Below are 14,803 nucleotides of genomic sequence, written 5' to 3'. Positions count from 1 at the left end.
AGACTCAAGCCTGCGAACTAAGCGCTGGCCTGAGCCTACCTCTTATGTTGTTATCGCGGCTTTGCGATTCACCCGGCTTCGAGCACCTCGGTGCCCGCATGAAGGATTACTTGCCCAGTGCCTCGAGGGTACGAGCGTTAATCTCCTCGACGGTGCCCTCTGCAATGATGCTGATGATCTGATCACCATAGTGCTCGATCAAAGGAGCAGTCTCCTCGCGGTAGACCTGCAAGCGGGTGCGGATGGTCTCCTCGTTGTCATCGGCACGGCCGCGGGCCAGCATGCGCTCGACCACCACGTCCTCAGAGACCTGATAGTTGATCACGCCGTCGAGCTTGGTTCCGAATTCCTCAAGGAAGCCAGCAAGGATATCGGCCTGTTCCACGGTGCGCGGGAAGCCATCAAGCAGGAAGCCGTCCTTTGCGTCTGCCTCCTCGAGGCGAGCCTTGACCATACGCGCGGTGACATCGGTGGGCACCAACTTGCCCGCATCGATGTACTGCTTGGCCTCAACACCGAGTGGGGTGCCCTCGCCGATGTTGGCACGGAACAGATCTCCGGTGGAGATGTGCGGAATGCCGAGCTTTTCGGAGAGGATGGCTGCCTGGGTGCCCTTGCCAGCGCCGGGAGGGCCGAGGAGAACGAGTCGCATTATTTAAGAAGTCCTTCGTAGTTGCTTTGCAGAAGCTGGGATTCGATCTGCTTCACGGTGGTCAGTGCCACGGAAACCATAATCAAGATTGCGGTTCCGCCGAACGGGGTTGCCTGCGCGGAGGAAGCCCCAACGCCCAAGTCTAGGGCAATATTCGGAAGCACTGCGATGATACCCAAGTAGAGGGAGCCGACGAACAGAAGTCGGTTCATCACATATCCAAGGTACTCCGCCGTCGGGCGGCCGGGGCGGATTCCAGGAATAAAGCCACCATACTTCTTCATATTCTCAGCCTGCTCGTTCGGGTCATACTGCACCGAGACGTAGAAGTAGGAGAAGAAGATGATGAGCACGAAGTACAAAATGATGTACTGGTACGAGGACGGGGTCTGCAGGTGCGCGATGACGTTGCGCTGCCACCAGTTGTCCGGCACGGTCGCCGAGCCGGAGTTGATGATCTGGGTGATCAGCACGGGCATGTAGATCAGCGAGGAGGCGAAGATGACCGGAATAACGCCGGCCTGGTTAACCTTCAGCGGCAGGTAGGTGGAAGAGCCACCGTACTGGCGGCGACCCACCATGCGCTTGGCGTACTGAACCGGGATGCGGCGCTGTCCCTGCTCGATGAAGGTAATGCCCACCACCAAAATGATGACGGCGATGAGGACGACGGTGAAGACTACGCCGCCGGAGCTGGAAAGGATGTTCGCACCGTCGGAAGGCAGGCGGGTGGCGATACCAGCGAAGATGAGCAGCGACATGCCGTTGCCGACGCCGCGCTCGGTGATGATCTCGCCCAGCCACATGACCAGGATCGCGCCGGCGGACATGACGAACACCAGCAGGATCAGATCGAAGATGGTGCGGTCTTCCTTGAGGACGGACACGCCTTGGCCAAGCAACTGCTCACGGTCAGCAAGTGCCACGATGCCTGAAGACTGCAGCAGCGCCAGCGCCAGGGTCAGGTAGCGGGTGTACTGATCCATCTTGGCCTGACCGGACTGGCCCTCTTTCTTCAGTTCTTCGAAGCGCGGGATAACCACAGTCAGCAGCTGGACGATAATCGATGCAGTGATATAGGGCATCACGCCGATGGCGAACACCGAGAGCTGCAGCAGCGCTCCACCCGAGAACAAGTTGATGAGCGAGTAGACGCTTCCAGACTCCTGGGTCAGCTCACGGATTCGACCGGAAATCGAGGCGTAATCGACGCCGGGGGATGGAATCTGCGCACCGATGCGGTACAAGATGATCAGCGCAAGCGAGATGAGAATCTTCTTGCGCAGATCCGCGTCCTTAAATGCCTGAAGTATGGCGGACACATGGCCTCCTGAGATCCTCGTCGCAGTGTGCCCCATCCCGATGATGGAAACGGCAAACGCAATCGAGGGAACTAATTTTCGTAGACAGCCCTAAAGGCAGACTTATACATAATTGACCTTGCCACTCTACCATTGTCCACACGTGGCTACCACTTTCAATGGACACAAAGTGCAAGGCCACGCCCGCCGCGCGGGCACCCCCTGAGCTTCATGTCTGCGAGCTAGGGGCATTAGAATGCAGCTGCAATTGTCTCTCGAATAGAGGAATGTTCAGCTATGGGTAGGCTTTCATCGGCACGCCGAGTCCGTCACGTCACTGTCACTACAAAGGGACCCGCGTCCCCCCACGGTGATGCAACTACCGTGACAAGCGCCTATCGCCCACTTCGCCTCCTGCAGGAGGCAGTGCTCAACGTCAATGCGCACGGTACTCGGGTACTGAGCGTGGCGCGGGTTCCCGGCCACGACATCGAGCTCGTCAACGGCTTCCTCTTTGGCGAGGGGATCATCCAGGACAGGGCGGGCATGGTCAAGGCCAGCTTCTGCTCGGGGGCGGATGCTTCAGGGCTAAATTCCTATAACACCCTCGACGTAGACTTAGACCCTCACTCCGTACTCCGCCTCGCGTCCTATCAGGCCAGGCACACTAGTGTCTCCTGCGGGGTTCCCGCGTCCACTATTTCTACCGCAGAATCCACGCCTACCATTACACCCGTGGTGCCCAGCGCTTTCGGGGCACCTGACATCCTCGAGATCCCCTCGCTGGCTCGTAGAATGGCACCAATGTTGGCCAAGACCGGAGCCGGCATCGCCGCCGCCGCGTTCTCTAATGGTCAGCTCCACCTGGTTCGCGAGGACTTAGGCGCCTCCACCGCCGTCGACAAGCTCATCGGATCCTTGCTTATCGACGATTCGCCTACGGCCGGTGGTCTTCTATTCGTGGATGCTCCCCTGACCGAAGGCGTCGTCAAGCATGCGCTACGGGCAGGATTTTCGGGGATTGCTGCAACAGGCAGCGCCACGGCCGCTGCGGTGGAGGCCTGCAAGCAGGCTGGCGCATTCCTCGCCACGGACATCTTCCCGCAAGCAGGCACCTTCAACCTGCATAACGGTGCGCTCGCCTAGACGGCTGCTTCTCAAAGCTTCACCAACGGCAGGCGGTCTCGTTAAACTCTTCGATATGCTCTCTCCCAACCAGCGCGCTCCGCGCGATCAGATGCCACTGCCGGAGGAGAAATTCGCCGATCAGCTCAGCTTTCTGGCCGCCTATGATCAAGGTCAGCGGCCTCCGGGATGGTTGCTTACTCCCGCGGCGGTCGTGACCTTCATTTGCGGCGGAGAGGGACTTCGCCTCGGCGATGGGCGCGGGATGGACATTCCAGCAAAGTTCATCGGGGATCGCGCCCTCGTGCAGCGCTGCGTTGTCACTCTCGCCGGCTCCCGCGGGCTCATGCTTGTAGGGGAGCCGGGCACCGCCAAGTCTATGCTCTCAGAGCCGCTGGCCACAGCGATCTGCGGAAGCTCCACGCTGTCTGTGCAAGGCAGCGCGGGCACCACCGAGGACCAGATTCGCTATGGATGGAACTACGGGATGTTGCTGACTGAGGGCCCCACGTTGAATGCCCTGGTCCCCTCCCCCAGCCCATTGGATGCGGTATTGCCCCGCCTCGACCCATCCCTGGGCGTCCTTTTCACTAATCAACACAACACCCCTGTGAACGCGACACTCTTTACCCCTTGCGCACCATACTTAACCCTGGCCATAATTGCCTCAACTGACACAATTGACACAATTGACACAATTTCGCAATAGTTTAAGGCATCATTGCGCACCCCGCTACCGGAATGGGCTGAAATAGAGAAAAGGACCCACCCTCGGAATGAGGACGGGCCCTAATGAAGGCTCGGTTTGAGTCTTAAGCCTCGGTGACGGTGCCGCCAGCGGCAGTGATCTTCTCAACTGCAGACTTGGAGAACTTAGTCGCGGTGACGTTGAGCTTGACGCCCAGCTCACCGTTACCGAGAACCTTGACCGGCTGGTTCTTGCGAACCAGGCCAGCTGCGACGATGTCGGCAACGGTAACGTCGCCACCGTTCGGGAAAGCCTTCTCGAGATCAGCAACGTTGACTACCTGGAAGTAGACCTTGTTGTTGTTCTTGAAGCCCTTCAACTTCGGCAGACGCATGTGGATCGGCATCTGGCCACCCTCGAAAGCAGCGGAAACCTGCTTACGAGCCTTGGTGCCCTTGGTACCGCGACCAGCGGTCTTACCCTTGGAGGCCTCACCGCGGCCAACGCGGGTCTTAGCCTTGTTTGCACCCTTTGCTGGGCGCAGATCGTGGAGCTTGATTGGATCGCTCATTGTTTACTCCCCTGCCACTTCTTCGACGGTGACCATGTGGCGCACGACCTGGATCATGCCACGGGTGGCACCGTTGTCTTCGCGGACGACGGAGTGGCCGATGCGCTTGAGGCCGAGGGCAGCGATGTTCTTACGCTGCTTCGGGTTAGCGCCAACCAATCCCTTGTTCTGGGTGATCTTGAGGGCCATGGTTTAAGCCTCCTGTCCTGCGCGGGCGCGCAGCATACGAGCTGGAGCAACTTCCTCCAGGGTCTTGCCACGACGGGCAGCGACCTCTTCTGGACGAACGAGCTGCTTCAGGCCTGCAACAGTAGCGTGAACCACGTTGATGGCATTGTCGGAGCCCAGGGACTTGCACAGGATGTCCTGAACGCCAGCGCATTCGAGGACCGGACGTGCAGCGCCACCGGCGATAACACCGGTACCTGGGGCAGCCGGGCGCATCATCACGATACCGGCTGCGGCCTCACCCTGAACCGGGTGAGTGATGGTGCCAGCAACCATTGGAACGCGGAAGAAGTTCTTGCGAGCCTCTTCGGCACCCTTTTGGATAGCTGCTGGAACTTCCTTGGCCTTACCGTAGCCAACGCCGACCATGCCCTGGCCGTCGCCGACGATCACGAGAGCGGTGAAGCTGAAGCGACGACCACCCTTCACGACCTTGGAGACACGGTTGATGGTCACGACGCGCTCGATGTACTGGGAGCGCTCGTCCTGCTGCTGATTACGACGATCGTCGCGGCGGCCGCCGCGGCGCTCGTTCTTGTTCTGGTTGTCGTCGGCGGAGCGTCCGCCGTCACGCCGTTCACGTCCCGGCATTACGCGATCCTTCCGTTGAGGTTCAGGTTAAAGGTGATCATTAGAACTGCAGACCGCCTTCGCGAGCTGCATCGGCCAGCGCAGCAACGCGACCGTGGTACTTGTAGCCAGCGCGGTCGAAAACGACCTTCTCGATGCCAGCTGCCTTAGCGCGCTCGGCGATCAGCTGACCAACCTTAGCGCCCTTGGCCTTCTTGTCACCCTCAAGAGCACGGACGTCGGCTTCCATGGTGGAAGCAGCGGCCAGAGTGTGGCCAGCGATGTCGTCGATGACCTGAACGTGCATGTGGCGAGAGGTGCGGTGCACGACAAGGCGAGGTGCCTCCGGGGTACCGCGCAGGTGCTTGCGGATACGGTCGTGGCGACGTGCGCGAGCGATGCGACGGCGGGTGGAGATATCCTTGCCCACCGGCAGACGCTTGCCGTTGTTGTTCTCGTTGTTGCTCATGCTTACTTACCCGTCTTTCCGACCTTGCGACGGATCTGCTCGCCCTCATAGCGGATGCCCTTGCCCTTGTAAGGATCGTCCTTACGCAGGCGGCGGATGATGGCAGCGATCTGTCCGACCTTCTGCTTGTCGATACCGGAGACAGACAGCTTGGTGGTGCCGTCAACGGCGAAAGTGATTCCCTCAGGAGCCTCGATGAGGACTGGGTGGGAGTAACCCAGAGAGAACTCCAGGTCCTTGCCCTTAGCCTGAACACGGTAACCAACACCGAAGATTTCCATCTTGATGGTGTAGCCCTCGGTAACACCAACAACCATGTTGTTGATCAGAGAGCGGGAAAGACCGTGCAGAGAACGGGACTTGCGGTGGTCGTCCGGACGGGTGACGACGATCTGGCCGTCCTCGAGGGCAGCGTTGATCGGCTCAGGAACGACGACGTTCAGGGTGCCCTTAGGACCCTTCACCTCGACGGCCTGGCCATCGATCTTGACCTCGACGCCGGATGGGACAGCGATAGGTGCCTTACCAACACGTGACATGTTTTCGCTCCTCCCTTACCAGACGTAGGCGAGAACTTCTCCGCCTACACCCTTCTCGGTAGCCTGACGATCGGTCAGCAGACCCTGGGAGGTGGAGATGATAGCCACACCCAGGCCGCCGAGAACCTTCGGCAGGTTGTTGGACTTTGCGTATACACGCAGACCCGGCTTGGACACGCGGCGGACACCAGAGATGGAGCGCTCGCGGGAAGGGCCGTACTTGAGAGACAGGGTCAGCTGCTTGCCAACCTTTGCATCCTCAACGGTGTAATCAGCAATGTAACCCTCGGACTTCAAGATCTCAGCGATGTTCACCTTGAGCTTGGACGAAGGCATCGACACGGTGTCGTGGTGCGCGTGGTTTGCGTTGCGCACGCGCGACAGCATGTCGGCAATAGGATCAGTCATGGTCATGAAAAGTGACCTTGCGCCTTTCTCGTTGCGGTTCCTCCTACCCCTAAGTGGCGTTACCGCGTCTGCTACGGGCAACTTCACGCTTTCACGGCTCAATAGCCGCAAAGCTCGCTACCTCTTTAATTCAGCGGTCGCATGGGGCGGGGGGCCTACAACAAAGTAGGTTTGAAAAATGTACTCGTGGACAAAATTTTCGCGCACATTAAAAGCGCGCAAAAGTCCGATCGACAAATTTACCTGCTATTTACCGGTTACACAAGTCTTTTTCAAAAAATTGTGAAAGCAACATTGCCTCTTCGGCGGTATCAATCCAGAGCGTTACCCATTTGCGCAGGTCACAGTTTGTTTTCTCAAAACGCTGCTAAGCTTTTATACATGACCGGCAATCCCCTGAGCGCAGCTCAAAAGGCAGCAGTGCTCGCCTCCGTGGAGGCGCTGCGTGAGCACAATCCGCTAGTTCAATGCTTGACCAACAAGGTCGTCGCCGCGTTCACCGCGAACGCACTGCTAGCTGCGGGCGCCGCGCCCGCGATGATTGACACCCCGTCCGAATCCTTTGACTTTGCCACCATCGCCGACGCTGTCCTCGTCAACGCCGGCACCCCTTCCGAAGAACAGTTCGAGGGCATGCGCCACGCCATCGCCGGCGCTACCACCGCAGGTGTCCCGTGGGTACTAGACCCTGTCGCCGCCGGCAGCTTGAAGCGGCGCAAGAAATTCTACCGTCAGAAGATGCAGCTTGATCCCACAGTTATTCGCGGCAATGCGTCCGAAATCGCAGCTCTTGCCAAGGAGGGAGGTGGCGGAAGGGGAACGGATGCAACCCAATCTGTCGAGGTGTCTGTTCCCGCAGCATTGAAGCTGAACAAAAAGACCGGTGCCATCATTGCCATGTCCGGCCCAGTGGACATCATTGTTTCTGAAGCGGGAATCACCCGCATAGAGGGCGGTCATCCGCTCCTACAGAAGGTGACGGGCACAGGATGCTTCCTCGGCGCCCTGTGCGCCGCCTACGCGGGCGCGGCCAATAAGTCCGAGCTCGATCCACATCTGGCCGTCGTCGCCGCCCATGCGCACGCCTCCGCCGCAGGAACGCGGGCGGGGGCGCTGTTCCCGCGCCAGTCCGGCTCGTTTGCGGTGGCGTTTCTCGATGCGCTTTATGAGCTTGACGGCCCTGGCATCCTCGAGCTTGTAGAGATCAGCCACGAAGACTCGACCGCTTCCGAGGAATAGGTGCTCGCTGGCCAGTGTGGATGGAAACCTTCGGCAGAAAAAGGATCGAACTAGGCACATGAGCATAAAGGTTGATTGGGGCCTCTATCTGGTCACCGACCCCAGCTACTACTCCCCTCAAGAGCTTCCCGACGTCATCAGTCGCGCAATTGCCGGCGGGGTCAGCGTGGTACAGCTGCGCGATAAACACGCTACCGACGAGCAGTTCCTCCAGCAGGCCCGCGCAATCCAGCAGGCCCGTGCGACTGTGCCCCTGTTTGTCAACGATCGCGTTCAAGTCGCACGCGCGCTGGGACTGCATCTGCATATCGGCCAGTCGGACATGCCCTATGTGCAGGCCCGACAGCTGTTGCCGCCTCAGCAGATGATCGGACTCACTATTGAAAACGAGCAGCAGTGGCATCGATGCCTCGAAGAATGCGCCGCCGCCGGTGTTCCGCTTCCCGACGTCATCGGGTTAGGCCCCGTCCGCGACACCGCCACCAAGCCGGACACGCCAGCGGCCTGCGGAGTCGAGGGCGTAGCCCGCATCGCCACCCTCGCGCGGCGTGCCGGGGTGGCGAGTGTGGCCATTGGCGGCGTCGATAAGCACAATGCAGGGGCACTCGCGGCGACGGACATCGACGGAATCTGCGTGGTCTCTGCCATCATGGGAGCAGACGATCCTTTCGCCGCAGCGCAGGATCTACGGTCAAGCTTCCAGGAGAAAAAGAGTGCGCATTCCTAACGTGTTGTCCATCGCCGGCACCGATCCCACGGGCGGGGCGGGCGCGCAGGCGGATCTGAAATCGATCTCCGCTGCCGGAGGCTACGGCATGAACGTGGTCACCGCCCTCGTCGCCCAAAACACCCAGGGCGTGCGCTCCATCCATGTCCCACCGATGGACTTCCTCCTGCAACAGCTGGAGGCAGTAAGCCAGGACGTGCGCATCGACGCCATCAAGGTCGGCATGCTTGGGTCTGCCGAGATCATCGACACGGTCACCAGCTGGCTGAAAGAGCAGGGTCACATCCCAGTTGTAGTAGATCCGGTGATGATCTCCACCAGCGGCGACCGTCTCCTGAAAGCCGATGCTGAGCAGGCCCTGCGCGAGTTTTTGCGCTTGGCCACCGTGATCACCCCCAATATCCCGGAACTTGCCGTTCTCGCGGAAACACAAGCCCCCACCACCTGGGAGGAGGCATGCTCGATTGCGCGCTCAGTCGCGCAGAAATATGACACCGCGGTCGTGGTCAAGGGCGGGCACCTGGTGGGAGCGGATGCGGGAAACGCGTTGGTCACCGCCGAGGGAGTGCAGGGGCACTGGCCTTCCCCGCGCATCGACACTCCCAACACCCACGGCACAGGCTGTTCACTATCCTCAGCCCTGGCTACACGCATCGCCCGCGGTCAATCACTTCCGGAGGCGTTGGCGTGGAGCACCCGCTGGATCGCCGACGCCATCTCGGCTGCTGCAGACCCGGCCCACCTCCAGGTCGGCCACGGGAACGGCCCAATTTCACACTTCCACCGCCTCTGGGCGCAGGCCGCCGCGGCAGATACCACCCCTCTCGCCTTCCACGCAGGCCTGAGCGCGCTCGCGGCAGATACCCCGGACCATCTCCTGCCGACGCCGACGAACCCAGTCCTGCCAGCGCGCATCCCAGCCGCCGGCCCCTGGACCCAGGCGCTATGGGACGGTGCCGCCGGCGTCTGGCACCGCATCACCGAGCTACCCTTTATCAAGCAGCTAGGCAATGGCACCTTGGCGCCGGAGGATTTCACCTTCTACCAGGACCAGGACGCCCAGTACTTGCGGTCGTATTCAAAGGCCTTGGCAATGCTCGCCGTCAAGGCCCCCGATCCGGACGCCCAGGCGTTTTGGGCTGCGGGCGCCGCCGAATGCCTGACCGTGGAATCCTCCCTCCACGTAGCCTGGCTCGGCGCCGACTACCACACCCAAGGCCCCTCGGGTGTAACGCGCGCCTACACGGACTTCCTCACGGCCACCGCACTCACCCAGGACTACGCGGTAGGCGTTGCTGCGGTACTGCCCTGTTACTGGCTGTATGCGGAGGTAGGCCGGGTTCTGGCCAGCCACAACCATGACAGTCACCCCTATCATGCGTGGTTGAGCATGTACTCCGGCAGCGATTTTGAGGCGGCCACCTCCGTCGCCATCGCCCACGCCGAGCAAGCACTCGCTGCAGCACCAGCAACACAGCGCCTTACTGCGGCCGCGGCGTTCCTCCAGGCCTGTTATCACGAGCTGTGGTTCTTTGACCAGGCTTCGCGTCGCGGTTAGCCGCGAGACCTAGGCGCATTACGTGCGACACAAAAAGGCACCCGACCCGATCGCAAAGATCCGCCTGGGTGCCATCTAGAGGATGCCCCCTCCCGAAGAGGTCCGCCCTGCCAACGCACCGTGAAACCATCCGTCTAACGGCGAACTGAACGCTCAAATGCTACGGCTTCAGGTTTGCGGTCGAAAGGAAACGGTCGAAAAGGGTCGAAATTCCGGCGGGCAAAAAGGGGTCTTTTCGACCAACTCTTTTCGACCGCAAACTTGCAGCCCCACACGAGCAACCCTCATCGCGCAGAAAAATGACGCAGCGCCTACACAAAAGGCACCCAACCCGATCACAAAGATCTGGCTGGGTGCCTTCAAGGAAGATCTAAAGACTAGACCTGAGCCTTGTTGCCGTCCTCGCCCTTGAACGGAAAGCCGAGGTGCAGGAGCAGCTCGCGGCCTTCCTCGTTGTTGGTGGCGGTGGTAACAACGGTGATGTCCATACCGCGTGGGCGGTCAACCTTGTCCACGTCGATTTCGTAGAACATGGTCTGCTCGGTCAGACCGAAGGTGTAGTTGCCGTGGCCATCGAACTGCTGGTCGGACAGGCCGCGGAAGTCGCGGATACGTGGCAGAGCCACGGTCAGCAGACGGTCCAGGAACTCCCACATGCGATCGCCACGCAGGGTGACGCGGGCGCCGATCGGCATGCCCTCACGCAGCTTGAAGTTAGCGATGGACTTCTTAGCGCGACGCAGCTCTGGTTTCTGGCCGGTGATAGCGGTCAGGTCCTCGAGAGCACCGTTGATCAGCTTGGAGTCACGAGCAGCCTCGCCGACACCCATGTTGACGACGACCTTGGTCACGCCTGGGATCTGCATAACGTTGTCGTAGCTGAACTTCCCGTTCAGCGCCGGACGGATCTCTTCGCGGTAGCGGGTCTTGAGACGTGGAGTGTAGTTCTCGCTCATGATTAGATGTCCTTCCCGTTACGACGCGAGATACGGACCTTCTTGCCGTTCTCATCGAAGCGGTAGCCAACGCGGGTTGGGTTACCGTCGGAGTCCAGGATCATCACGTTGGAAACGTGGATCGGAGCCTCCTGGGTGACGATTCCGCCGGACTCAGCGCCGCGCTCCGGTGCGGAGTTAGCGACGTGCTTCTTCACGCGGTTGACACCCTCAACCAGGACCTTCTGGGTCTTCGGGAAAGCCTGGATGACCTTGCCCTTAGCACCCTTGTCCGGGCCGGAAATAACAATGACCGTATCGCCCTTATGGATCTTCATAAGTTAGATCACCTCCGGTGCGAGAGAAACGATCTTCATGAACTTCTTGTCACGAAGCTCGCGAGCAACTGGGCCGAAGATACGGGTACCACGTGGCTCGTTGTCGTTCTTGATGATGACGGCAGCGTTCTCGTCGAACTTGATGTAGGAGCCGTCCGGACGACGGGTCTCCTTCTTAGCGCGAACGACGACAGCCTTCACAACATCGCCAGCCTTGACGTTGCCGCCAGGGGTAGCATCCTTGACAGTGGCGACGATGACGTCACCGATGCCAGCAAAACGTCGGGTAGATCCACCGAGAACGCGGATGCACAGGATTTCACGTGCACCAGTGTTGTCGGCGACCTTCAGACGCGATTCCTGCTGAATCACTAGGGTCTCCTTGACCTGGATTTTATGCGGGCCAGATTTCCGAACTGACTCGCGCGGTCTATGTACTTCGTAGCCTTGCACATTTGCTTGTCGCAAACATCGAACCCAGGGCCAAAAGGCGCTTATCGTCGAGGGGTCTCGGTCGAGGAGCCCGGAAAACTGCACGCTTCGACCGACCTATGAAAGGCAACCCGACAATTTAAGCACATACCAACCGCGGAAAGCAAGGTGTGCTTGCGGGATCTTGTGCTATGCACGCTTGCCGACGGCAATAGGCGGAGAACCCCGGATAGCCTGCGTACTTTGGGGCACGATCGCGCGTTTCTCCCGCATCATGGTCCGGATGCCACCGCTGCCCGGCGTCGTGGAAACAGCCACGATGAAGATTCCGGAACGTACCGGTTCCTTCCGGGAAGTTCCGATTGTGGGATATTGCGCAATTTTTGCCCCTCGCCTCCCCAGCTACCTAGACTCAAGGAAAGCAAAAGTTCATAAGAAAGTGGTGCTCTCAGGGAAAGTCCGGTGCGAACCCGGCGCTGTCCCGCAACCGTGTGCAGTTCTTCTGCGAGTCGGATCGCCTGACGCACCGCATTTTCTGAACCCGTCGCGGATTACGGTGCCAGAAGACCATCTTGGTGGCCCCAGGTAGGTGTTATGGCTCAAAGATTCCCCTCACACACCCTCCCTAAGGAGCCTGCCCATGCGCTTCGTGCTAGCAATAAACCCCCGGTTCCCCGCACGCGGGATGCGGACGGTCGCCGCCTCCATTTCCGCCGGCCTGCTCAGTGTAGCGGCACCGGCACCCGCCGTCGCTGCCACCGCAGACACTGCGGGCCCCGCGGACACCGCAATTACCGCAGACACTGCCGCTTTCATCGCCCGGGAACTCTCAGCCACCGGCACTAATCTCATGCCTTCCGTGGTGGACACCCCGGACGTGGGATTGAGCATCGACGCGGTCTTCGCTCTCGATGCACTCGGCGGACAGCAAGCCCAGGCCGACGCCACCTATGATGCCATCAAACAGGAGGCGGATGCCTTTATTCATGCAGGTAGCGAAACCGACGCCGGTCGCCTGGCGAAGATTGTTGCACTGCGTGCCTCTCGCAATGACGTCGATGCCTCCCTCCTACAGGAACTCGTCGCGGCAGTCGGCGCCGATGGCGCGCTCCGAGGCGTCGGCGCCACTGATACCGTCTATAACTTCAGCCAGGCGTGGGCAGTCATCGCACTCTCGCGCAGCGGCGAGGCAACGGCGGCTGCCCGGGCGGCGCAGTTCCTGCTTCATCAGCAGTGCGAATCCGGCGCGATCCCGCTCAGCGCCGCCACGCCGCCGAATTGCGCGCAGGAGAACACCGATACCACTGCTTTGCTCATTCAAGCCGTTTCCTTGACTCATCCGGAAGACCCGCACCTGCAGTCTGCAACCCAGTTCCTGCGCGCCAAGCAGGGCGCGGATGGCGGGCTTGCCTCCGAACAACTTCCGGTCAACGCCAACACCACTGGTCTCGCCGCCGGAGCGTTCGCGGTCACCAGGGACCAGGAGGGCTTTCATCGTGCACACAGCTACCTTTCATCGCTGAGGTTTGACGCCTCGGCACCCGCCTCGCTGAAGGGCGCCTTCGCTTGGTCACGAAGCCAGACCTCCGCGCCTTCCGGCCCCACCGATCAGATCCGGCGGGCCAGCGTACAAGCGGCGATCGGCTTCGCCGGTGCCAATTACGCAAATGCGAATAAGGTCGACCTGCCGCAGGCTGTTCCCACCACGGCTGCCCCTAGCACCAGCGAGCGGCCAACACCCTCGCACACCAATGAATCCGGCTCGAGCGGCGGTGGCATTGCAATCATCGTGGCCGGGATCATCGGCCTCCTCATCGCACTTGGCCTCGGAAGCGGTGGCCTGGCCGGGCTACTCGGAACCCTCTAAGAGTTCGCCTCGCCGCTTTACCCTACCTATATCCGCACTTCATGCACCTTATTTAACTCTCATGGTCCTGGTGCGGGCCTCGTGCCAACCTCGAAAACAACAGAAGGAACCTATCGTGTCCTTTTCTCTTTCCCATCGCCTTCGTGGCCTTGCCATGGCAATAGCGCTCATCGCGCTCCAAGCGGCGGGGCCGGGTACCCCGCAGGCTGCGGCCGCGACCACACCCTGCAGCGATGATCAGGTCACCGTCATGGTGGAGGGTTTTGCCACCGGCTGCGCCAACCCCGGAGGCAATGGCTACGATACCCTGCGCGCGGCGGGGTTTTCGGTCACCGTCACACAGAAGCAACCGGACTTCATCTGCCGAATCAACGGCTCCCCTGATGACAGCGTCGATAAGTGCCTGACCTCCTCGCCGGTCGATGCGTACTGGTCCTATTGGCACGCAACGCTCGACGGTGATTCTTGGGAATACAGTAACCTCGGCGCGTTCGCCTACTACCCGGAGGCGGGCAGCGTTGAGGCGTGGACATGGGGCGCCGGCGAGGAGCCGGGGTCGATTCCTTCATCGCGGGCGACGGAAAGCACCGCCGATGGCTCCACCAGCAATTCCGGGCTCAGCAACATCGACCCCGCACTGCTTGCCGCTGAACCGCTGACTACCACCGCGAATGGGCAAGCAGCTAGTGGTACGCGGGCCACGCCGACCCCCGAAACAAACCCCGATAATCCAGACGAGGTGGTCGTCTACCTCGATGCCGAAGGAAGGCGCATTAGCAAGCAGGAGTATGAGGCCTTGGCCTCCGGGGCGGTGACCCCTTCAAGTGCGAGCGAGTCGAGCACGCAGCCGTCGTCCGGCGCCGCTGCGACGGAGTCCGAGAAGCCGAAGTCCACGCTGGTCATGCAGGCCCCGGCCGGCGACGAAGGCGCCACCAGCAAAGACGTGACCACCACCGCCGCCACGCAGGGCACCGACTCTCAGAAGTGGTTGATCGGCATGACGATTGCCTTCATCGCCCTGACCGCCGCTGCGGCCACGGCCACGTGGGCAATCCGCAAGAAAGAAACCCAAGGCTAGGAACGTGGACAATCACACCGAGCTTCCTGCCGCGATGCGAACTTCCCCGGAGCGTGCCGCCTGGATAACGCGATACCT

Annotated in this window: 16 protein-coding genes and 1 pseudogene; 6 read left to right on the top strand and 11 right to left on the bottom strand. The window is 60.6% G+C overall.

From position 1 onward, the window contains the following. Positions 1-106 precede the first annotated feature (106 nt). On the bottom strand, positions 107-652 hold the full coding sequence (locus tag PAB09_RS02470) for an adenylate kinase (protein WP_271034508.1): 546 nt from the start codon (positions 650-652) through the stop codon (positions 107-109). Next, positions 652-1,974, bottom strand: coding sequence for a preprotein translocase subunit SecY (gene secY / locus PAB09_RS02465; protein ID WP_271034507.1), 1,323 nt, complete (start codon positions 1,972-1,974; stop codon positions 652-654). Before secY ends, PAB09_RS02470 begins: the two co-directional genes overlap by 1 nt. A gap of 363 nt (positions 1,975-2,337) precedes the next feature. Here secY and PAB09_RS02460 point away from each other — a divergent pair, with 363 nt between their 5' ends. Beyond that, positions 2,338-3,099 (top strand): formate dehydrogenase accessory sulfurtransferase FdhD, encoded by a 762-nt coding sequence (locus tag PAB09_RS02460; protein ID WP_271034506.1) that lies wholly within the window; start codon positions 2,338-2,340, stop codon positions 3,097-3,099. Positions 3,100-3,154: 55 nt separating this feature from the next. After that, positions 3,155-3,787: an AAA family ATPase gene (locus PAB09_RS02455; RefSeq protein WP_271034505.1), complete on the top strand. Its 633-nt coding sequence runs from the start codon at positions 3,155-3,157 to the stop codon at positions 3,785-3,787. A 103-nt stretch (positions 3,788-3,890) separates the two neighbouring features. On the opposite strand, the gene rplO is transcribed toward PAB09_RS02455, so the two are convergent. The 6 genes from rplO to rpsH are packed head-to-tail and all read right to left on the bottom strand — an operon-like array spanning position 3,891 to position 6,557. Further along, positions 3,891-4,337, bottom strand: coding sequence for a 50S ribosomal protein L15 (gene rplO / locus PAB09_RS02450; RefSeq protein WP_271034504.1), 447 nt, complete (start codon positions 4,335-4,337; stop codon positions 3,891-3,893). A gap of 3 nt (positions 4,338-4,340) precedes the next feature. Further along, positions 4,341-4,526, bottom strand: a complete 186-nt coding sequence (gene rpmD / locus PAB09_RS02445) for a 50S ribosomal protein L30 (protein WP_271034503.1) — start codon at positions 4,524-4,526, stop codon at positions 4,341-4,343. 3 nt (positions 4,527-4,529) lie between these two features. After that, complete coding sequence (gene rpsE / locus PAB09_RS02440) at positions 4,530-5,156, bottom strand: 30S ribosomal protein S5 (protein WP_271034502.1); 627 nt, start codon at positions 5,154-5,156, stop codon at positions 4,530-4,532. A 40-nt stretch (positions 5,157-5,196) separates the two neighbouring features. Next, the gene (gene rplR / locus PAB09_RS02435) at positions 5,197-5,604 is read right to left on the bottom strand and encodes a 50S ribosomal protein L18 (protein ID WP_271034501.1); all 408 of its coding nucleotides are present in this window, start codon (positions 5,602-5,604) and stop codon (positions 5,197-5,199) included. A gap of 2 nt (positions 5,605-5,606) precedes the next feature. Beyond that, on the bottom strand, positions 5,607-6,143 hold the full coding sequence (rplF, locus tag PAB09_RS02430) for a 50S ribosomal protein L6 (RefSeq protein ID WP_271034500.1): 537 nt from the start codon (positions 6,141-6,143) through the stop codon (positions 5,607-5,609). A 15-nt stretch (positions 6,144-6,158) separates the two neighbouring features. Continuing rightward, positions 6,159-6,557, bottom strand: a complete 399-nt coding sequence (rpsH, locus tag PAB09_RS02425) for a 30S ribosomal protein S8 (RefSeq protein ID WP_271034499.1) — start codon at positions 6,555-6,557, stop codon at positions 6,159-6,161. Between the two features lie 375 nt (positions 6,558-6,932). Between rpsH and thiM the strand changes: the two genes are divergently transcribed. Both thiM and PAB09_RS02415 read left to right on the top strand, forming a co-directional pair. Then, the gene (thiM, locus tag PAB09_RS02420; RefSeq protein ID WP_271034498.1) at positions 6,933-7,790 is read left to right on the top strand and encodes a hydroxyethylthiazole kinase; all 858 of its coding nucleotides are present in this window, start codon (positions 6,933-6,935) and stop codon (positions 7,788-7,790) included. A gap of 58 nt (positions 7,791-7,848) precedes the next feature. Next, positions 7,849-10,075 (top strand): annotated as a pseudogene (locus tag PAB09_RS02415) (bifunctional hydroxymethylpyrimidine kinase/phosphomethylpyrimidine kinase). Between the two features lie 377 nt (positions 10,076-10,452). Here the strand turns inward: PAB09_RS02415 and rplE are convergent. From rplE to rplN, 3 genes are read right to left on the bottom strand one after another with little or no spacing between them, the layout of a single operon-like run. After that, the gene (rplE, locus tag PAB09_RS02410) at positions 10,453-11,031 is read right to left on the bottom strand and encodes a 50S ribosomal protein L5 (RefSeq protein WP_271034497.1); all 579 of its coding nucleotides are present in this window, start codon (positions 11,029-11,031) and stop codon (positions 10,453-10,455) included. A 2-nt stretch (positions 11,032-11,033) separates the two neighbouring features. Then, positions 11,034-11,348: a 50S ribosomal protein L24 gene (gene rplX, locus PAB09_RS02405; RefSeq protein WP_271034496.1), complete on the bottom strand. Its 315-nt coding sequence runs from the start codon at positions 11,346-11,348 to the stop codon at positions 11,034-11,036. A 3-nt stretch (positions 11,349-11,351) separates the two neighbouring features. Continuing rightward, positions 11,352-11,720, bottom strand: a complete 369-nt coding sequence (gene rplN, locus PAB09_RS02400; RefSeq protein ID WP_271034495.1) for a 50S ribosomal protein L14 — start codon at positions 11,718-11,720, stop codon at positions 11,352-11,354. Positions 11,721-12,420: 700 nt separating this feature from the next. Here rplN and PAB09_RS02395 point away from each other — a divergent pair. Further along, on the top strand, positions 12,421-13,647 hold the full coding sequence (locus PAB09_RS02395; protein ID WP_271034494.1) for a hypothetical protein: 1,227 nt from the start codon (positions 12,421-12,423) through the stop codon (positions 13,645-13,647). 115 nt (positions 13,648-13,762) lie between these two features. Continuing rightward, positions 13,763-14,725: an oxidoreductase gene (locus tag PAB09_RS02390; RefSeq protein WP_271034493.1), complete on the top strand. Its 963-nt coding sequence runs from the start codon at positions 13,763-13,765 to the stop codon at positions 14,723-14,725. The last annotated feature ends 78 nt before the right edge of the window (positions 14,726-14,803 follow it).

Origin of the sequence: Corynebacterium sp. SCR221107, from assembly GCF_027886475.1 — a bacterium.
Classification (GTDB): domain Bacteria; phylum Actinomycetota; class Actinomycetes; order Mycobacteriales; family Mycobacteriaceae; genus Corynebacterium.
This window is presented reverse-complemented; position numbering and strand designations above follow the sequence as displayed.